The 18,982-nt window shown below is 71.5% G+C and carries 15 protein-coding genes; 2 read left to right on the top strand and 13 right to left on the bottom strand.

Annotated elements, in window-relative coordinates:
* Positions 1 to 5: 5 nt before the first annotated feature.
* The 6 genes from galE to ACF062_RS34870 all read right to left on the bottom strand — a co-directional run bounded on the left by galE (position 6) and on the right by ACF062_RS34870 (position 8,957).
* Positions 6 to 965, bottom strand: coding sequence for a UDP-glucose 4-epimerase GalE (galE, locus tag ACF062_RS34895; RefSeq protein ID WP_392143602.1), 960 nt, complete (start codon positions 963 to 965; stop codon positions 6 to 8).
* The gene (galT, locus tag ACF062_RS34890) at positions 962 to 2,023 is read right to left on the bottom strand and encodes a galactose-1-phosphate uridylyltransferase (RefSeq protein WP_392143601.1); all 1,062 of its coding nucleotides are present in this window, start codon (positions 2,021 to 2,023) and stop codon (positions 962 to 964) included. The genes galE and galT overlap by 4 nt, the downstream gene beginning before the upstream one ends.
* A 250-nt stretch (positions 2,024 to 2,273) precedes the next feature.
* Positions 2,274 to 3,014 (bottom strand): LuxR C-terminal-related transcriptional regulator, encoded by a 741-nt coding sequence (locus ACF062_RS34885; RefSeq protein WP_392143600.1) that lies wholly within the window; start codon positions 3,012 to 3,014, stop codon positions 2,274 to 2,276.
* A gap of 212 nt (positions 3,015 to 3,226) precedes the next feature.
* Positions 3,227 to 5,101: a PQQ-binding-like beta-propeller repeat protein gene (locus tag ACF062_RS34880; RefSeq protein ID WP_392143599.1), complete on the bottom strand. Its 1,875-nt coding sequence runs from the start codon at positions 5,099 to 5,101 to the stop codon at positions 3,227 to 3,229.
* Positions 5,102 to 5,162: 61 nt separating this feature from the next.
* Positions 5,163 to 6,989: a PQQ-binding-like beta-propeller repeat protein gene (locus tag ACF062_RS34875; protein ID WP_392143598.1), complete on the bottom strand. Its 1,827-nt coding sequence runs from the start codon at positions 6,987 to 6,989 to the stop codon at positions 5,163 to 5,165.
* Between the two features lie 156 nt (positions 6,990 to 7,145).
* Complete coding sequence (locus tag ACF062_RS34870; protein WP_392143597.1) at positions 7,146 to 8,957, bottom strand: ATP-binding cassette domain-containing protein; 1,812 nt, start codon at positions 8,955 to 8,957, stop codon at positions 7,146 to 7,148.
* 157 nt (positions 8,958 to 9,114) lie between these two features.
* On the opposite strand from ACF062_RS34870, the gene ACF062_RS34865 reads away from it, so the two are divergent.
* Complete coding sequence (locus ACF062_RS34865) at positions 9,115 to 9,741, top strand: Uma2 family endonuclease (protein ID WP_392143596.1); 627 nt, start codon at positions 9,115 to 9,117, stop codon at positions 9,739 to 9,741.
* Here the strand turns inward: ACF062_RS34865 and ACF062_RS34860 are convergent.
* The 7 genes from ACF062_RS34860 to rsmI form a co-directional block, all read right to left on the bottom strand.
* Positions 9,719 to 11,071, bottom strand: coding sequence for an acyltransferase (locus ACF062_RS34860; protein WP_392143595.1), 1,353 nt, complete (start codon positions 11,069 to 11,071; stop codon positions 9,719 to 9,721). The two genes, ACF062_RS34865 and ACF062_RS34860, sit on opposite strands and share 23 nt — an antisense overlap.
* Positions 11,072 to 11,233: 162 nt before the next feature.
* On the bottom strand, positions 11,234 to 12,121 hold the full coding sequence (locus ACF062_RS34855) for a 4-(cytidine 5'-diphospho)-2-C-methyl-D-erythritol kinase (RefSeq protein WP_392143594.1): 888 nt from the start codon (positions 12,119 to 12,121) through the stop codon (positions 11,234 to 11,236).
* A complete protein-coding gene (rsmA, locus tag ACF062_RS34850; protein WP_392143593.1) occupies positions 12,118 to 12,984 on the bottom strand; it encodes a 16S rRNA (adenine(1518)-N(6)/adenine(1519)-N(6))-dimethyltransferase RsmA in 867 nt (288 codons plus the stop codon). Before rsmA ends, ACF062_RS34855 begins: the two co-directional genes overlap by 4 nt.
* A 158-nt stretch (positions 12,985 to 13,142) precedes the next feature.
* A complete protein-coding gene (locus tag ACF062_RS34845) occupies positions 13,143 to 14,510 on the bottom strand; it encodes a ubiquitin-like domain-containing protein (RefSeq protein WP_392143592.1) in 1,368 nt (455 codons plus the stop codon).
* 109 nt (positions 14,511 to 14,619) lie between these two features.
* On the bottom strand, positions 14,620 to 15,495 hold the full coding sequence (locus ACF062_RS34840; RefSeq protein WP_392143591.1) for a TatD family hydrolase: 876 nt from the start codon (positions 15,493 to 15,495) through the stop codon (positions 14,620 to 14,622).
* Between the two features lie 90 nt (positions 15,496 to 15,585).
* Positions 15,586 to 16,056, bottom strand: coding sequence for a hypothetical protein (locus ACF062_RS34835; RefSeq protein ID WP_392143590.1), 471 nt, complete (start codon positions 16,054 to 16,056; stop codon positions 15,586 to 15,588).
* Between the two features lie 173 nt (positions 16,057 to 16,229).
* The gene (gene rsmI / locus ACF062_RS34830) at positions 16,230 to 17,126 is read right to left on the bottom strand and encodes a 16S rRNA (cytidine(1402)-2'-O)-methyltransferase (protein WP_392143589.1); all 897 of its coding nucleotides are present in this window, start codon (positions 17,124 to 17,126) and stop codon (positions 16,230 to 16,232) included.
* A 62-nt stretch (positions 17,127 to 17,188) separates the two neighbouring features.
* On the opposite strand from rsmI, the gene ACF062_RS34825 reads away from it, so the two are divergent.
* Positions 17,189 to 18,928, top strand: a complete 1,740-nt coding sequence (locus ACF062_RS34825; protein WP_392143588.1) for a dolichyl-phosphate-mannose--protein mannosyltransferase — start codon at positions 17,189 to 17,191, stop codon at positions 18,926 to 18,928.
* Positions 18,929 to 18,982 lie beyond the last annotated feature (54 nt).

Below are 18,982 nucleotides of genomic sequence, written 5' to 3'. Positions count from 1 at the left end.
GACAACTACCCCTTTCGCTGGGCGAACGCCCAGGCGTCGGCGACGATGCCCGCGAGGTCCGGGCGGGACGGGTGCCAGCCGAGCTTCTCGCGCGCGGTGGCGGCGGAGGCGACGAGCACCGCCGGGTCGCCGTCGCGGCGCGGGGCCATCACCTCGGGGATGGGGTGCCCGGTGACCTGGCGGACGGTCTCGATGACCTGGCGCACGGAGAAGCCGTTGCCGTTGCCGAGGTTGCAGATGAGGTGCTCGCCGGGGGCGGCGGCCCGGACGGCGAGGAGGTGGGCCTCGGCGAGGTCGGCGACGTGGATGTAGTCGCGTACGCAGGTGCCGTCGTCGGTGGGGTAGTCGTCGCCGTAGACGCTGATCGCCTCGCGCGTGCCCTGGGCGACCTGGAGGACGAGCGGGATGAGGTGCGACTCGGGGTCGTGGCGCTCGCCGAACTCGCCGTAGGCGCCCGCGACGTTGAAGTAGCGCAGCGAGACGGCGGCCAGGCCGTGCGCGGTGGCCTCGCCGGTGATCATGTGGTCGACGGCGAGCTTCGAGGCGCCGTAGGGGGAGGTGGGGGCGGTCGGGTCGGTCTCCGTGATGGGGGTGTTCACGGGCTCGCCGTAGGTGGCGGCGGTGGAGGAGAAGACGAGCCTGCGCACGTCCGCGTCGCGCATGGCGGCGAGCAGCGCCATGGTGCCGCCGACGTTGTTGTCCCAGTACTTCTCGGGCTTGGCGACGGATTCGCCGACCTGAGAGAAGGCGGCGAAGTGCAGGACGGCGTCGAAGGAGGAGTCCAGCCATTTGGCGGCGTCGCGGATGTCGCCCTCGATGAAGGCGGCGCCGGCGGGGACGCCCTCGCGGAAGCCGGTCGAGAGGTTGTCGAGGACGCTCACCTCGTGGCCGGCCTCGATCAGGTGCTGGGCCACCACGCTTCCGACATAGCCCGCGCCACCGGTGACCAGGTACTTACCGCTCATGAACTCGCTACCTCTCGCAGTCGCTCGGCCGCGGCTTCCGGCGGCACGTCGTTGATGAACACGCTCATGCCGGATTCGGAACCCGCGAGGAACTTCAGCTTGCCCGAAGTGCGGCGGATCGTGAAAAGTTCGAGGTGGAGGGCGAAATCGTCACGGTTGATCCCGTCATGTCCCTCCAGGGCCGTGAAGGGCGCCTGGTGCCAGGCGGCGATGTACGGGGTCGGGTTCCCGGCCTGCCCGAAGATCCGGTCGAAGCGCCTCAGGAGTTCCAGATAGATCCGTGGGAACTCCGTGCGCGCCCCCTCGTCGAGCCCGAGCAGGTCGGGCACCCGGCACTTGGGGTAGAGGTGCACCTCGTAGGGCCAGTGGGCGGCGTAGGGCACGAAGGCCACCCAGTGCTCGCCCTCCAGGACGACCCGCTCGCCCGCGCTCTCCGTGGCGACGATGTCGTCGAAGAGGTTCTGGCCGCCCGAGGCCTCCTTGAACGCGGCGAGCGAGCGCAGCATCAGGTCGGTGCGGGGCGTGACGAACGGATAGGCGTAGATCTGCCCGTGCGGGTGGCCGAGGGTCACACCGATCTCGGCGCCGCGGTTCTCGAAGCAGAACACCTGCTCCACGGAGGGCAGATGGGAGAGTTCGGCGGTCCGGTCGGTCCAGGCCTCCAGGACGAGACCGGCCTGCTCGGGGGTGAGGTCCGCGAAGGACGAGGCGTGGTCGGAGGTGAAGCAGACCACCTCGCAGCGGCCCGCGTCGCCCGCGAGCGAGGGGAAACGGTTCTCGAAGACGACGACGTCGTACGAGGAGTCGGGGATCTCGCTGAGCCGGTCCCCGGCGGAGGGGCACAGGGGGCACTCGTCGGCCGGCGGGTGGTAGGTGCGGCCCTGGCGGTGCGAGGCGATGGCCACCGCGTCGCCGAGGAGACGGTCCTCGCGGACCTCGGACGTCGTGGAGACGGGCCCGAGCGGGCGCCGGTCGACGGCGTCGCGGACCGCGTCGTCGCGCACGTCGTAGTAGATGAGCTCACGACCGTCGGCGAGACGGGTCGAGGTCTTCTTCACGTCCGGGACTCCTCACCACCCACATCAAACAGAACCGCACACAACAAACCACAAGCGAACAGGTTCGTCAATGGCCGTGGTGAGAGGGTCAATGGCCGTGATGGAGGCGGCCTTGTACAAGGCAAACGTGACCACCGGCAGCAAGAAGAGAAGGTCACCACCGGGAGCAAGAAGAAGGTCACCGACCGGCGGGGCATGCCGCACCCGCTGGAACCACCCCTGGGCCGCGCCACCGGGCGCCCCGTGCCGCTCAGCGCGGTGACTCGGGTCCCATCCGCCTGGCCGCGTCCTCGGTGTCGGCGGTCGGCTCCGCGTACGCCGGTGCCGGCCGCTCGGCGCGGTCCAGCAGGCCCGTGCGCGCGGCGAGCGCGGCGGCCTCCAGGCGTGAACCGACGCCCAGCTTCATCAGGACCCGCTGCACGTGTGTACGCGCCGTGCTCGGCGCTATCCCCATCCCGGCCGCGATCAGCCGGGTGTCCTCGCCGTCCGCCACCCGCACGAGCACCTCGACCTCGCGGGGCGTGAGCATCTGCAACAGGCGCTGCCCCTCGTCGTCGGGCTGCGCGGCCGGATTCAGCAGCTCGCTGAAGGCTCCTTGCAGCAACTGCGGCGCGACGGCGGCCTCCCCGGCGCGCGCCTTCATGATGGCGCGCTCCACTCCTTCTATGCGCTCGTCATGGCGTACGTATCCGGAGGCGCCCGCGGCGAACGCCGCGGCGATCCCGCGCGGACTCGGCACCGGGCCGAGCACCACGACCGCCACCTGCGGCCGCTCCCGCTTGATCCGCACCACCGGGTCGAACATGCCCGGCTCGGCGGGCGTGGCCGTGCCCAGGAGGCAGACCTCCGGTGCCCTGCTGATCACCAGCTCCGCCGCCCCCGCTGCGGGCGCCGCCGCGGCGAGCACCCGGTGCCCGCGCAGTTTCAGCGCCGAGGCGAGCGCCTCGGCGAGCAGTCGGTGATCGTCGACCACCATGAGCCGCACACCCATAGCAACCCCCCACTTCCCCCAGGCCCCCCGGCCCTTCATCTCCCGGAAGCTACACGCTTGTTCGACGTTGCGCGCCCCCTACCCACCAGATGCGGCCCGGAATGCCGAAATCCCTGCCATTCGTGGGTGATTGGGGTTACTGGGCGGCGCGATGACGACGGCGGCCGCCCCCTCGTGCTCCGAGGGGACGGCCGCCGTGCGGGAACGCGGGACTACTTCGCGGCGAAACCGAGCGCGACGTACTCCTTCTCGCCCTTCGAGTAGGGCTTGCTCAGCAGCTGCTTGCCGAGGAACAGACGCCCGTCGGCGTAGACCAGTTCGTTCGACTTCGGGACCATGCCGCTGATCGCGTCGGTGACCGACTCCGAGGAGGGCGTCTCCAGGAGCTTGGTCTCCTTCATCGTCTTGCCGTCGAGCGAGACGATCTGGGCGCCCTTCTGGTAGCCGTGCGCCTTGTACGCGATGACGTTGCCGCCGTCCATGCGGACCGGGAAGATCTCGCCGTTGTCGCCCGCCATGGCGCGGTCACTGGTCGGCTTGCCGGTGGCCAGCGAGAACGACACGATCTCGTTGGTCCGGTTGTAGCTCTCGCCGCTGCCGTCGTGCTGGCGCGTCGGGACGTACAGCCGGTCGTTGCCGACCGTGATCGACGTGCAGTCGTTGACCATGTTGACGCCGCAGTCGTGGTCGTACTTGCCGTCCTCCAGCGAGATCTTGGCGCGCAGCTTGCCGTTGCCGCCGAGGGAGAAGACGTCCGTGGCGCCGCTCGCGGTGATCTCGGTGGTGTCCTGGCCGAAGACGACCGGGTTGGTCGAGATGATCTTGGCGTTGTCGATGCCCTCGGCCAGCGGGTACGTCCACTTGTCGTCGCCGGTCTTCGGGTCGAGGAGCTGGATCTTCAGCTTCTCGTCGCCGTACGTACCGCACTTGCGGACCGCTACCAGCTGGTCGCCGCCGGCGTAGCCGACGTCCTCGCACTTGCCGACCTTCGGCGTCCACAGGGTCTTGCCGGTCACGTCCCAGGCGGCGCCGCCGCTACTGGTGCCCGCGCCGGCGGCGATCGTGGTGCCGGAGATGGTGACTTCCTTGAACGTCGCCTTCACGCCGTTCGTCTCGACGCTCTCGGTCCAGAGCTTCTTGCCGGACTTCAGGTCGATCGCGGAGACGTTGGTGCACTGCTCGTAGTCGCCCTTCTTGTTCCGCTCGGCCTCTTCGGTGACCACCGCGGCGACGCCGTCCTCGGTCATCTCCCGCGACATCGCGCAGACCTGGCCGGAGAGCGGCACCGACCACTTCTCCTTGCCGGTGTCGAGGTCGTAGCCGTTCACTTCGCTGACGCCCGACTTGACGTAGGTGTCGTCGGTCAGTAGCGAGCCGGGGACCTGCCAGATCTGGTCCTTGGGGATCGCCGGCTGCGGCAGCTGCATGACCACCTTGGCCGAGGGGTCGGCCGGGGCCTTCTCCTTGGCCGGGCCCGCGTCGGGCAGGGTGCTGCCGCCCTTGCCTCCCTTGCCCTTCCCGCCGCCCTTGCCGTTGGACTCCTGGGCGGTGTTCTTGGAGTCGTCGTCCTTCGACGAGGAGGCGTACCAGACGCCGCCGCCGACGATCAGCGCGATCGCGACGACCGCCGCGACGATGATCGCCATCTGGCCGCCGAACTTCTTGCCGCCACCGGAGCCGCCGGGCTGCGGCTGCATCGGCATGGTGGGCGGCTGCTGGTAGCCCTGCTGGTACGAGGGCTGCTGGTACTGCGGCGGCTGCTGGTACTGCGGCTGGGCGGGCTGCGTCGGGTAGCCGTAGCCCTGCGGGGCCTGCGGTGCCTGCGGTGCCTGCGGGTAGCCGTAGTTCGGCTGGCCTGCCGGGGGCGTCGGCGGGGCCTGCGGCGGCGGTCCCGCGGGGGCCGGGGGCGTGGCGGGCGGCGGGGTCTGCGGGTAGCCGTAGGACGGGTCCGGGGCCTTGCCGAAGCCTCCGGGCGGAGGGTCCTGCGGGGCGCCGAAACCGCCGGGCGGGGGGTCCTGGGGCGCGCCGAAGCCGCCCTGCGGGGGTTCGTTCGGCGGCTGCTGGGGCGGCTGGGGCGGCTGGCTCATGGGGTCGTCGATTCCTTGGGGACGCTGAGGGACGAGAGGGTGAACGGGGCTGCGGGCGGGGTCACTTGCCGTAGGCGAGCATCAGCTTCGCCTGGCCGGAGGTGCTGCCCGTGATGCTGGTGGTGGAGATGTAGAAGCGCCCGTCCACGTAGTCGATGTCCTTCGAGTAGAAGCCGCTCTCGATCTGCGAGGTGCCCTTCGGGTGCTGGAGAAGGGTCCTGGGCTTGTGCGAACCGGACGTCGCGATGGAGACCACGCGGCCGCCGGAGTCGTACGACGGTTCGACGTACGCGATGAGCGAGCCGCTCTCGGCCTTCATCGGCAGCATCGTTTCGTCCAGCGGCGACTTGGTGCGCCAGGCCTCCTTGCCGGTGGCCAGGCTGATGGCGACGATCGAGTTGGCGCCGCCCTTCTCCAGGGTCGGCAGGTAGAGGTACTTGTCGTCGGCGGTCGCGCCCAGGCAGCCGCCCAGCTCGCGGTCGAGGATCGAACTGCCGCAGTCCGGTGCGAAGCTCTCGTCGCTGTCGACCTCGGAGCGGGTCGCGTCGCTGTCCTCCTTCAGGACGGTGATGTTCCACTGCTCCTTGTCGGGGTTCTTGAGGTAGACGACCGTGGGGCTCACCGAGTAGACGTTGCCGATGGTCCAGCCCTTGGGGAACTTCTTGGTCCACAGGGCCCGGCCGGTCTTCGGGTCGAGCTGCTGGAGCTCGTCGTGCTCCTTGGGACCTGCCGCGCCGCAGGAGAGCGCCATCAGCAGCTTCTCGCCGCCGGCGAAGCCGCGGGGGAAGCAGGTGCCCTCTTCCTTCTTGTCCGCGACGAAGAGCTTCTTGCCGTCGCTCATGCGCAGCGCCGTGCCGGACTGGTCGCGGCCCACCATCAGCGTGTCGCCGACGAGGACGAGGTGGCTCTGCATGGAGAAGTCGAACATGCCCTCCTCCTTGACCGGCTTGCCCCAGCCCTTGCCGCCGGTCTTCAGGTCGATGACCTGGAGCTGGTTGCACTTGGCGTTGCTCTTGGTGCCGTCCTTGAAGGCGACGACGATCTTGCCGTCGTCGGTGGCCGTCTGGGTCGCCGCGCAGATCTTCTGCGGGAACTTGATCGGGTCCCACGCGGTTTTGCCGGTCCGCACGTTGTAGGCGAAGAGTTCCTTGTACGCGGCCTTGACCACGGTGTCGCCCTCGACCCACATGCCCGGGGCGTCGCCACCGGCACCGGGCACCTTGGGCGCCTCCTTGTACCAGAGGACCTTCGCCTCGCCCGGCTGGCGGCCTTCGTTGAGGTCTTCCTTGCCTTCGTTGCCGTCGCCGTCGCCGGTGCCCGGGTTGGCGGGCGCGGTGGCGGAGGGCTTCGGGTCCTTCTTCTTCGCCTCGGGCTTCTTCCCGCCGTCGTCGTCACCGCCGACGACGGCCCAGGTGACGCCGCCCGCGACGAGGAGTGCGGCCACGGCCGCGGCGGCTATCACGAGGAGCTTGTTGCGCTTGCCGTTGCCGCCGCCGGGGGCGCCGGGGCCCGCCGGGAACTGCGGCTGGGTGGGCGGCTGCTGCTGCGGGTAGCCGTACTGCGGCTGACTCGCGTAGGGGCCCGGCTGCGTCGGCTGGCCGTAGGGGCCCGGCTGCGTCGGCTGGCCGTAAGGGCCCGGCTGCTGCGGCTGGCCCGCGTACGGACCGGGCTGCGCCGGCTGGCCGTACGGACCCGGCTGCTGCGGCTGGTTCGCGTACGGTCCGGGCTGCGTCGGCTGTGCGTACGGGTTGTCCGCCGCGGGCGGCGGGGTCTGCGGAGCTTGCGGAGTCTGCGGGTAGCCGTAGCCGGGCTGCGAGGCGCCGCCGGGTGGCGGATCCTGCGGAACTCCGAAGCCGCCGGGCGGCGGCTGGTTGGGCGGCTGAGTCATCAGCGCTTCCCCCTTCACTGATTTTCGGCACGCCAAATGGTGCTCAGGTCAGCCTTTCTATCACCCGGAGCCCCTACCAGACGGGGCCGGTCCTGCCCCTGTTCCCAAGGGAGGACCGGCCCGTGATGCGTCCGTTACGCGAGCTGCACGGGAGCTTTACGCGTCTTCCGCGAGCTCCATCCAGCGCATCTCCAACGCCTCGCGCTCACCGATCAGTTCGCGCAGCTCGGCGTCCAGTTTGGCCACCTTTTCAAAGTCCGTGGCGTTGTCGGCGATTTGAGCGTGCAGCTTGGTCTCCTTCTCGGAGACCTTGTCCAGTTGCCGCTCGATCTTCTGGAGTTCCTTCTTCGCCGCGCGGGCGTCGGCGGCGGAGACCGTCTTCGTGGCGCTCTGCGCGGGGGCGGGCGTGGGCGTGGAGGCGGCGGCGGTGTCGGCCATCCGGCGGCGCCGCTCCAGGTACTCGTCGATGCCGCGCGGCAGCATCCGCATCGTGGCGTCACCGAGGAGCGCGAACACCTTGTCCGTGGTGCGCTCGACGAAGAACCGGTCGTGGGAGATCACGACCATGGAGCCCGGCCATCCGTCGAGTACGTCTTCCAGCTGCGTCAGCGTCTCGATGTCGAGGTCGTTGGTCGGCTCGTCGAGGAAGAGGACGTTCGGCTCGTCCATCAGCAGCCGCAGCAGCTGGAGCCTGCGCCGCTCACCACCGGAGAGATCACCGACCGGCGTCCACTGCTTCTCCTTGCTGAAGCCGAACGTCTCGCACAGCTGCCCCGCGGTCATCTCCCGGCCCTTGCCGAGGTCGACGCGCTCGCGCACCTGCTGCACGGCCTCCAACACCCGCAGCGTCGGCTTCAGTTCGGCGACCTCCTGCGAGAGGTAGGCCAGCTTCACCGTCCTGCCCACGACGATCTTCCCGGCCGCGGGCTGCACCTCGCCCTCGCTGCGGGCGGCGTCGGCCATGGCGCGCAGCAGCGAGGTCTTGCCCGCGCCGTTCACCCCGACCAGGCCGATGCGGTCGCCGGGGCCGAGCTGCCAGGTCAGATGGTTGAGCAGCAGCTTCGGTCCGGCCTGGACGGAGACGTCCTCCAGGTCGAAGACGGTCTTGCCGAGCCGCGTCGTCGCGAACTTCATCAGCTCGCTGGTGTCGCGCGGCGGCGGCACGTCCGCGATCAGTTCGTTGGCGGCCTCGATGCGGAACTTCGGCTTGCTGGTGCGGGCCGGGGCGCCGCGGCGCAGCCAGGCCAGCTCCTTGCGCATGAGGTTCTGCCGCTTGGTCTCCTCGGTGGCGGCGATGCGCTCACGCTCGGCGCGGGCGAAGACGTAGTCGGAGTAGCCGCCCTCGTACTCGAAGACGGAGCCGCGCTGCACGTCCCACATGCGGGTGCACACCTGGTCCAGGAACCACCGGTCGTGGGTGACGCAGACGAGCGCCGAGCGGCGCGTGCGCAGGTGCTCGGCCAGCCACGAGATGCCTTCGACGTCGAGGTGGTTGGTCGGCTCGTCGAGGACGATGAGGTCCTGCTCGGCGATGAGCAGCTTGGCGAGCGCGATGCGGCGGCGCTCACCGCCGGAGAGCGGGCCGATGACGGTGTCCAGGCCCTGCGGGAACCCGGCCATGTCGAGCCCGCCGAACAGCCCCGTCAGCACGTCCCTGATCTTGGCGCTGCCCGCCCACTCGTGGTCGGCGAGATCGCCGATGACCTCGTGCCGGACGGTGGCCGCGGGGTCGAGGGAGTCGTGCTGGGTCAGCACACCGAGGCGGAGTCCGCCGTTGTGCGTGACGCGGCCGGTGTCGGCCTCCTCCAGCTTGGCGAGCATCCGGATCAGCGTGGTCTTCCCGTCGCCGTTGCGCCCGACGACGCCGATCCGGTCCCCCTCGGACACGCCGAGTGAGACGCCGTCGAGCAGGGCACGGGTGCCGTACACCTTGCTGACTGCCTCGACATTGACCAGATTGACGGCCATTTCTCTCCTGACAGGGGGGATCGATCGACTCTCCAGCGTAGTCGCCTCCGGGGGGCGGGCCGTCGGGTGCTTGTGGGTACCGGGGCGCTCACTCTTTGTGATGACGGATCCGGAACGTGGCGGCTACGGTGGGGATGCAGGCCGAAGAATCCCGCCCATGGGAGGAACCATGACCGCCGAGCCGATTTCCGAGCCGATCTCCGAGCCGGTGTCCGGGACCCGCTGGCCGGTGCCGCCGCCGGAGGGCTGGACCGTGGACGACCTGCACACGCTGCCCGACCTCCCGCCGCACACCGAGCTGATCGACGGGAGCTTGATCTTCGTGAGTCCGCAACGCCTGTTCCACAGCCTCGCCATCGATCTGCTGGTGAACGGGCTCCGCAGCAGCGTGCCGGCGGAGATGCGGGTGAGTCGGGAGATGACCGTCGTCCTCGACCGCCGCAACGGCCCCGAACCGGACATCTCCGTCGTCCGCAAGGAAGCCGTCAAGAGCCGCGACCAGACCTCCTTCGCCGCCGCCGACGTCCTTCTCGCCGTGGAAGTCGTCTCCCCCGACTCGGAGGCGCGCGATCGGGACACCAAGCCGCGCAAGTACGCCGCCGCCGGAATCCGCCACTTCTGGCTGGTGGAGATGGCGGGCCAGGACGATCACCCTGTCGTCCAGGTATACGAACTCGGCACGGTGTCCGGTACGTACGCCCTGACCGGCATTTACCACGACCGCCTCAAGATCACCGTGCCCTTCGGCATCGACATCGACCTCAACGCCATCGACGAGCTGTAGAGACGGCGGAGCCCCGCCCCGCCCGCTCCACCAGCAGCCACCCCACCAGCGCCATCGCCACCGCCGCCGGAGCCGTCACGTGGACGGCCACCAGCATCGCCGCACGCCCCTCCAGCAGGCCCCCGAAGCCGACCATCGACAGGCCGAGCACCCCGAAGAGGCAGAGCGTGACGCCGAGTGCCGCCGCCGGGCCCGAGGCCGTTCCGGGAGCGATCGGCTCCGCCGCCGCCGGGCGTTCGAAGCGGCGGAAGGCCGCCACCAGTGCCGCCGTCAGGGCCGCGGCCACCGCCATCCGCAGCGGGACCTGCGCCCACCACGCGGCGCTCGCGGGCTCCGGGAGCGGAACACGGAGGGCGAGCAGCATCCCGTACACCCCGAGCATCGCCGTCAGGTGCCAGAGGAACGCCGTCATGGAGATGCCGTTGGCCGCCACCACGCCCCGCCAGACCCGGGGCCGCGCCAGCCACCGCGTCGCCGGGCCGCGCAGCGCCTCCACCGCGCCGACCAGCCACAGGCCGTGGCAGAGGAGGGCGAAGGTGGGCGGGGCCATGTTGGAGACGCGCTCGCCGGGCATGCCGACCATGGAGAGCGGATAGGGGCCGACGGCGACCAGGAGCGCGGCGCCGGTCAGGCCGGTGCCCGCGAGGGCGTACGGCAGCCGCAGCTTCCCGTCCACGCGCAGGAATCCGAGCTGGTGCACCGCGAGCCACACGAAGGCGAAGTTCAGGAACTCCAGGTACGGCACGCCGAACGCGAAGCGGGCCACGTCGACGGCGCCCGCGGCGGCCACGAGCGCGCCGAACGCGCCCCAGCCCCACCGCTCGTGCAGCCGCAGCAGCGGCGGTGTGAAGGCGACCATCGCCAGGTAGATGCCGATGAACCACAGCGGCTGGGCGACGAGGCGGAGTGCGACGTCGAGCAGTCCGCCGCCCTGGCCGCCCAGTTGCAGGATCAGCGCGCCCGCGCCCCACACGCCTATGAAGACCATGGTGGGGCGCAGCAGCCGCTGGAGGCGGGCGCGCAGGAAAGCCGAGTAGACCGAGCCGCCGTTCGAGGCGCGGCTCAGCGAGCGGTACGACAGAGCGTGCGAGAAGCCGCCGACGAAGAAGAACACCGGCATGATCTGCAACGCCCAGGTGAGGAGCTGGAGTTGCGGTACGACGGCGAGGAGGTTGCCGATCTCGGCGCGGCCGTCGTCGCCGATGGTGACGGCGGCCATCAGCCAGTGCCCGGCGACGACCGTGCCGAGCGAGGCGACCCGCAGCAGGTCGATGTACCGGTCACGCCCGGCGGGCGTCTTCTCGGCCAGTTCGCGAACGCTTGATCCCATGGACGTACGGTCGCCTGTCGTGCCGTCCGCGCGTCAGCGTGCGCGTACTCAGATCCGGGAGTGAGTATGTGAGCGCTCCGCCGCGTCCGGGGTCCGCCGCGGGTACGTCGTGGCTGGTCGCGCAGTTCCCCGCGCCCCCTTCGGGGCGCCCACCGGCGCCGACTAGACGATCCGGGCCCCCAGGGCCGGGGACATCGCCGCACGCGCCGTGCGGCACGTGCCGGAGGCCGTCAGCGCGTCGGCGACCTTGCGGGCGGACGTGGCGTCGGCCGTGAGGAACGCCGTCGTCGGGCCCGAGCCGGAGACCAGCGCGGCCAGGGCGCCCGCCGCCGTGCCCGCCGCGAGGGTGTCGTGGAGCGCGGGGAAGAGGGAGAGCGCGGCGGGCTGGAGGTCGTTGGCGACGGTGGCGGCGAGGGCTTCGGCGTCGCCCGTGCGCAGCGCTTCGAGCAGCGCCGGGGACGCCTCGGGGGCGGGTGCGTCAGGGGTGAGCCGGTCGAACTCGCGGTACACGGCGGGCGTGGAGAGCCCTCCGTCGGCGACGGCGAACACCCAGTGGAAGGTGCCGCCGACCTCCAGCGGCTGAAGCTTCTCGCCGCGCCCGGTGCCGAGCGCGGCCCCGCCGACCAGGCTGAACGGCACGTCGCTGCCGAGCTCGGCGCAGACGTCGAGCAGCTCGTCGCGGGTCGCGTCCGTCCCCCACAGCGCGTCGCACGCCACGAGCGCGGCGGCGCCGTCCGCACTGCCGCCCGCCATGCCGCCGGCGACGGGGATGTCCTTGGCGATGTGGAGGTGGACGTCGGGCGCGATGCCGTGGCGCGCGGCCAGCAGTTCGGCGGCACGGGCGGCGAGGTTCGTACGGTCCAGGGGCACCTGGTCAAAGCCGGGGCCCTCGCAGGTCACCCGCAGTTCGTCGGCGGGCGTGACCGTGACCTCGTCGTAGAGGCCGACGGCGAGGAAGACGTTGGCAAGGTCGTGGAAGCCGTCGGGGCGGGCGGCGCCCACGGCGAGCTGGACGTTGACCTTCGCGGGGACCCGTACCGTCACGCTCACGCGGCGGCCTCCTTGTGCTCTGCGATGCGCGCGAACTCCTCCACGGTCAGGGCCTCGCCGCGCGCCTGCGGGGAGACTCCGGCGGCGACCAGGGCGGCCTCCGCGGCGGCGGCCGACCCGGCCCAGCCGGACAGGGCGGCCCGCAGCGTCTTCCTGCGCTGCGCGAAGGCGGCGTCGACGACGGCGAAGACCTCACGCTTGGACGCGGTGGTCTTCACCGGCTCGGCGCGGCGCACCAGGGAGACGAGCCCGGAGTCGACGTTCGGCGCGGGCCAGAAGACGTTGCGTCCGATGGATCCGGCGCGCTTCACGTCGGCGTACCAGTTGGCCTTCACGGACGGCACTCCGTACACCTTCGAGCCGGGGGCCGCGGCGAGCCGGTCGGCGACCTCGGCCTGCACCATCACGAGCGTGCGCTCGATGGTCGGGAAGGTGTCGAGCATGTGGAGGAGCACGGGAACGGCGACGTTGTACGGGAGGTTCGCGACGAGCGCGGTGGGCGCCGGGCCCGGCAGTTCGCGCACGAGCATGGCGTCGCTGTGCACCAGCGCGAAGTGGGCGGCCTTCTGGGGGAGGCGGGCCACGATGGTCGCGGGCAGGGCGGCGGCGAGTACGTCGTCGATCTCGACGGCGGTGACGTGGGCGGCGGTCTCCAGCAGGGCCAGGGTCAGGGACCCGAGGCCCGGGCCGACCTCGACGACGACGTCGTCCGGGCGGACTTCCGCGGTGCGGACGATGCGCCGCACGGTGTTGGCGTCGATGACGAAGTTCTGGCCGCGCTGCTTGGTGGGGCGTACGCCCAGGGCAGCGGCCAGTTCGCGGATGTCGGCGGGGCCGAGGAGGGCGCCGTGCTCAGTGCTCACGGCTCAAGGTTACGGTGCCTGGCCCGGCCTCCGGGCCGCGGAAGCCGCCGGGGTCCCTCGAAGCCGCGGCTTCGCCGCGCGCCCTTCAGGCGCGCGGGGAACTGCGCGAGCGACCACAACACACCCGCGGCCGACAGACGGCAGAGCCCCGCGGCACCTCATCCCCGCAACCGTCCCCCGCAGTGCGGCCACGGACTCGCCCCCCGCTGCACGTACAGCTTCTTCGCACGGTACGTCTGTTCCGACGCGGAGGCGTCCTGGGGGCGGCCCGTGCCGCCGAGGGCCTGCCAGGTCCGTGTGTCGAACTGGTAGAGCCCGCCGTACGTGCCCGATGGATCGACCGCGTCCGGTCGGCCGCCCGACTCGCAGCGCGCGAGCGCACCCCAGTCCAGCCCCTCCGCACCGGCCACCGTCTGCGGCTTCTGCCGGGTGCCGACCTTCACGATCTGGTCCTGCGGCGCGCGCACCACCTCGGAGCTCACGCGCCGCGGCCGCTGCTTGACGCCATTGACGCTGCGCAGCGCGTACGTGACGCGCCGGGCGCCCGGCCGCCCCGCCTGCGCCACGGCCTCCGTGCCGCGGAACAGCGCCGGGTCCTCGATCCTGTGCACGTCGAAGGGGATGGCCTCCTCCCGTACCTCCCTCGCCCCGGTGATCCGCATGACCGTGACGGTCTGGCCGTCGCGCGGGAAGCTGTCGGGCGCCACCGACGTGGTGTCCTGGCCGCGGAGGGTGACCCCGGCCTCCTCGACGGCCTCCCGCACGGTCGCCGCGTTCGTGCGGATGGTCCGCTCCCGGCCGTCCGCCATGATCGTGACGGTGCGTTCCGTGCGGACGGCGAGATCGAGCCCGGCGCGGCCGATCCGGCGGCCGCGGGAGGCCGACAGGTGCGCGCCTTCCGCGCGCACCCCGAGCTGGCGCAGGGCGCCGTCGACGGTGTGGGCCGTGGTCCACACCTCGCGCCGCTCGCCGTCGAGGGTGAGGTGGACGGGCCGGCCGTAGCGCACGGCGATCTCGTCGCCGCTGGCCAGGGCGGTGCCCGTGGCGGGCGCGACGATGTCGTGGGCGCCGACGGCGAGGCCTTCGTCGGCGAGGAGTTCGCTGACGTCGTCGGCGAAGGTGTGCAGGGTGCGCGGCTCGCCGTCGACGCTCAGCCGCACGGCCTTGTCGTTGGCGACGAACGCGGACGTGCCGCCCGCGAGGAAGGCGACGACGAGGGCCTGCGGCACCAGCCGCCGCAGCGCCACGGCCCGCTCGGAGGTGCCGGGGCCGCCGGTGGTGCCCCGCGTGGTCCTCCGGCGGCGCGCGGCCCGCCGCGCCTCGGCCCGCCCACCGCTGCCGCCGCTGCCACCGCCGGGGGCGGAAGGCGGGCCGGACGCCTGGCCCGGCACGTATGCCTGGCCGTACGGCTCGGTCACCTGGCCGTACGGCTCGGTCGGCTCGCACGAAAAGTCACGCGGAAGGTCATACGGCGCTTCCGCGAGGCCATACGGCGCTTCGTACGTCTCGTACTGCGACTTGCTCACGATGACGCTCCAGGGGTCCGGACCGGGCGGACAGAACCTAGCGGAGCCGTCGTCACTCTCCAAAGTCGACCGGCTACGGAGCGTCGTTACGTTATCGGCCGGTGATCACTCAGTAATCGAAGGCGCGTGCGGTATTCGCGGAGAGGGCCGTGGCCATGGCGTCCTCGTCGATGCCGCGGACCTCCGCCATGGCGCGCACGGTGACCGGGATGAGATACGGGGCGTTGGGCCGGCCGCGGTAGGGGGCGGGCGTGAGGAAGGGCGCGTCGGTCTCGACGAGCACCAGCTCCAGCGGCGCGACGGCCAGCGCGTCCCGCAGCCCCTGCGCGTTCTTGAACGTGACGTTGCCCGCGAAGGACATGAAGTAGCCGTGCTCCGCACAGATCCGGGCCATCTCGGCGTCCCCGGAGTAGCAGTGGAAGACGGTGCGCTCGGGGGCGCCCTCCTCCTTCAGGACCCGCAGCACGTCCGCGTGCGCCTCGCGGTCGTGGATGACGAGGGCCTTGCCGTGCCGCTTGGCGATCTCGATGTGGGCGCGGAAGGACCGCTCCTGGGCGGCCATGCCCTCCGGGCCGGTGCGGAAGTGGTCGAGGCCGGTCTCGCCGACGCCCCTCACCTGGGGCTGCGCCGCGAGCCGGTCGATCTCGGCGAGCGCCTCGTCGAGCGCGGCCTCGCCGCCCGCCTCGCGCGCGCCCTGCCGGGACCAGCCGTCTGGGTCGCCGAGCACGACGCGGGGCGCCTCGTTGGGGTGCAGGGCGACGGCGGCGTGCACGGCGTCGTACTCGGCGGCGGTGGCCGCCGCCCACTGGGAGCCGCGCACGTCGCAGCCGACCTGGACGACCGTCGTGACGCCCACCGATGCGGCCTTGGCGAGCGCTTCCGCCACCGTGCCGGACTGCATGTCGAGATGGGTGTGGGAGTCGGCGACCGCCACCCCGAGCGGTGCGGGCAGGGGCGGCGGGACGTCGGCGTTCTTCGAAGGCATGCCCCCGATCCTACGAAGCGGCGGGCCTCGCCGGGCGGGGGCGTCTGCCCCGCCTGGCGGGTGCGGTCTCTCGCGCCGGACGGGTGCGTCTCAGCGCGCCCTGCGGTGCTGGAAGGGGTGCAGCAGGTCGGACAGATGCCAGTGGTGCTCGTGTCCGCGCGCGGCCGGCACCGGCACGGGCCCCGGCCCCGCGGCCCGCACGTCGGAATCCGTCGCGCCCGCGGGCTCGCCCGCCTGCCCGCTCACCTGACCGGCCCCGCGCCCGGGGCCGCCCTCGCGCTGGCGCCGCATCATGTCCAGGACCGACGACACCTGGCCCGCGCGCATGATCCGTACGACGTGGCCGCCGCAGTTCAGGCAGGTGGGGCGGGACAGCGGCGACGGCACATGCTGACCGTCGGCCAGGTACATCACGAATTCCTGGCCCCTGGCGTCCACGTGATGCTCGATCTCGTACGACTGTTCCCAGCCATGCCCGCAACGCATGCAGGCGAACGCGTATGACTCATGGACGACGTCGAGCGCCGTCCGGGGGTGGCCGGTGCCTGCGATCTCACTCATGCCAGCTGCTCCTCTTGTCCGGGGGACAAGCGTTGTCCGGGGGACAAGCGCCACGCGTCCCCACGACCAGTGGACGCCTTTCCCGGAGCGAGCGCATCAGATCTGTCGAGCGTTGAGGCCGATTTGGCGATTCCGTGGGAAACAAGCCCCGTGCGCGGCCCGCGCTTTGCCTTTCACGATAGTCCTTTGCCCTCCGATGGGCCGCTTCGAGCCGCGTTCTTTGCCGCGACGACGGCATCGAAGACCTCGCGCTTGGGAACGCCCGCTTCGGCGGCGACCGCGGCGATCGCCTCCTTGCGCCGCTCCCCCGCCTCCTCGCGCACCAGCACCCTGCGCACCAGCTCGCCGGGGCCGAGATCGGCCGCGCTCTTCTCCGGGGCGCCCTCGACGACGACGGTGATCTCACCGCGCACCCCGTCGGCGGCCCAGGCGGCAAGCTCCGCGAGGGAGCCGCGCCTGACCTCTTCGTACGTCTTGGTCAGCTCGCGGCAGACCGCCGCCCTGCGGTCCGCGCCGAACGCCTCGGCCATCGCGGTGAGCGTGTCGTCGATGCGGTGCGGGGCCTCGAAGTAGACGAGCGTCCTGCGGTCCTCGGCGACCTCCTTCAGGCGGGAGAGCCGCTCGCCCGCCTTGCGCGGCAGGAAGCCCTCGAAGCAGAAGCGGTCGACCGGCAGACCGGACAGGGCGAGCGCGGTGAGCACGGCCGAGGGGCCCGGCACGGCGGTCACCTTGATGTCCCGCTCCACTGCGGCGGCGACGAGGCGGTAACCGGGGTCGGACACCGACGGCATCCCGGCATCCGTCACGAGGAGCACGCGCGCGCCGTCCGCGAGGGCCTCGACCAGCTCGGGGGTGCGCGCGGATTCGTTGCCCTCGAAGTAGGAGACGACACGGCCGCCGACCTGCACGCCGAGCGCCTGGGTGAGCCGGCGCAGGCGCCGGGTGTCCTCGGCGGCGACGACGTCGGCGGACGCCAGCTCGGCGGCGAGCCGTGGCGGCGCGTCGGCGACATCGCCGATGGGAGTGCCTGCCAACACGAGGGTTCCGGGGGAATCTGCGCTTCCTGTCACGGATCCATCCTCGCAGGGCCCACCAGCGGGACTCGCACACCTCGGTTCCCTACGATGGCGCGGTGACCAGTACCGCGTCTTCCCCGGACACCCGCGAGGGCCAGGCAGCCGAGGAGCAGCAGCCCTCGTGGCCTCGGCGGCTGCGCCGATTCGGCTACGCGGCGCGCCCCCCGGCGGACATCACGGCGCGGCTGGTGCCCCCGTACACCGAGCCGGGACCCCGCCTGTGGATGACGCTCGGCGTGGCGAAGCCGGCCGCCGACCAGCTGGTGCGCTGGTCGGCGTGGGCGGGCCCGCTGCTGGTCACGCTCGTCGCCGGGGTGATGCGCTTCTGGAACCTCGGCAATCCGAAGGCCGTGATATTCGACGAGACGTACTACGCGAAGGACGCCTGGGCGCTCATCCACCGCGGCTTCGAGGTCAACTGGCCGGAGAAGATCAACGACGACGTGCTGCGGCAGGGCAGCGACATCGCGATCCCGCACGACGCGGCGTACGTGGTGCATCCGCCGGTCGGCAAGTACGTGATCGGCGCCGGTGAGTGGCTGTTCGGCTTCGACCCGTTCGGCTGGCGGTTCATGACGGCGGTGCTCGGCACCCTCTCCGTCCTGATGCTGTGCCGGATCGGGCGGCGCCTCTTCCGCTCCACGTTCCTCGGCTGCCTGGCGGGCGCGCTGCTCGCGGTGGACGGCCTGCACTTCGTGATGAGCCGCACCGCGCTGCTCGACCAGGTCCTGATGTTCTTCGTCCTCGCCGCCTTCGGGTGCTTCCTGATCGACCGGGACCACGCGCGGGCCAGGCTGGCGGCGGCGCTGCCGGTCGACGAGGACGGCATCATCCGCGCCGACGCGCACGTCGCCGAGACGCTGCGCCTCGGGTGGCGGCCCTGGCGGTGGGCGGCCGGGCTCTGCCTTGGCCTTGCCTTCGGCACCAAGTGGAACGGCCTGTACGTCATGGTCTTCCTCTGCCTGATGACGGTGCTCTGGGACGTCGGGGCGCGCCGCGTCGCCGGGGCGGACCGGCCCTACCGCGCGGTGCTGCGGCGCGACGTGCTCCCGGCGTTCGTGTCGACGGTGCCGGTGGCGCTCATGACGTACGTCGTGTCCTGGCTCGGCTGGATCCTCTCCCCGACGGACGGCACCGGCGGCTACTACCGCGACTGGGCGGCGACGTCGGGGCGGGGCGGCAGCTGGACGTGGCTGCCGGACTGGCTGCGCAGCCTGTGGCACTACGAACACGCGGTGTACGAGTTCCACGTGGGGCTCTCCTCGCCGCACACCTACCAGTCCAACCCGTGGAGCTGGATCGTCGACGGCCGCCCCGTCTCGTACTTCTACGAGTCGCCGCTGCCCGGCAAGGACGGCTGCCCCGCCGGCACCACGGAGAAGTGCGCCCGCGAGGTCCTCGCGCTCGGCACGCCGCTGCTGTGGTGGCTCGCCGCCCTCGCGCTGCTCTACGTCCTGTGGCGCTGGTTCTTCCGGCGCGACTGGCGGGCGGGCGCGATTCTCTGCGGGGTGTTCGCGGGTTATCTGCCCTGGTTCTTCTACCAGGAGCGGACGATCTTCTATTTCTACGCGGTCGTGTTCGTGCCGTTCCTGTGTCTGGCGGTGGCGATGCTGATCGGCGCGATTCTGGGGCCGCCGGGCTCCAGTGAGCGGCGCCGGGTGGCGGGGGCCGCGGGTTCGGGCGTGCTGATCCTGCTCGTCCTGTGGAATTTCATCTACTTCTGGCCCATCTATACCGGCACCGCGATTCCCGTCGATTCATGGCGTTCGCGAATGTGGCTGGATACATGGGTGTGAACAGACACCTTCGGATAACGGACGTCCCAGGTTTCTCCCCTTCCCCATAAGGTG

Origin of the sequence: Streptomyces sp. NPDC015345 (assembly GCF_043078805.1) — a bacterium.
Taxonomy (GTDB): domain Bacteria; phylum Actinomycetota; class Actinomycetes; order Streptomycetales; family Streptomycetaceae; genus Streptomyces.
Note: the sequence above shows the minus strand (reverse complement) of the source record. Positions and strands in the feature narration are given on the sequence as shown.

Coding starts and splice junctions, on each gene's coding strand:
- ACF062_RS34835 (WP_392143590.1), bottom strand. CDS start 16,056: ATGAGTGAGATCGCAGGCACCGGCCACCCCCGGACGGCGCTCGACGTC.
- ACF062_RS34860 (WP_392143595.1), bottom strand. CDS start 11,071: ATGGGATCAAGCGTTCGCGAACTGGCCGAGAAGACGCCCGCCGGGCGT.
- ACF062_RS34865 (WP_392143596.1), top strand. CDS start 9,115: ATGGGAGGAACCATGACCGCCGAGCCGATTTCCGAGCCGATCTCCGAG.
- ACF062_RS34875 (WP_392143598.1), bottom strand. CDS start 6,989: ATGACTCAGCCGCCCAACCAGCCGCCGCCCGGCGGCTTCGGAGTTCCG.
- ACF062_RS34870 (WP_392143597.1), bottom strand. CDS start 8,957: ATGGCCGTCAATCTGGTCAATGTCGAGGCAGTCAGCAAGGTGTACGGC.
- ACF062_RS34840 (WP_392143591.1), bottom strand. CDS start 15,495: ATGCCTTCGAAGAACGCCGACGTCCCGCCGCCCCTGCCCGCACCGCTC.
- galE (WP_392143602.1), bottom strand. CDS start 965: ATGAGCGGTAAGTACCTGGTCACCGGTGGCGCGGGCTATGTCGGAAGC.
- ACF062_RS34880 (WP_392143599.1), bottom strand. CDS start 5,101: ATGAGCCAGCCGCCCCAGCCGCCCCAGCAGCCGCCGAACGAACCCCCG.
- ACF062_RS34885 (WP_392143600.1), bottom strand. CDS start 3,014: ATGGGTGTGCGGCTCATGGTGGTCGACGATCACCGACTGCTCGCCGAG.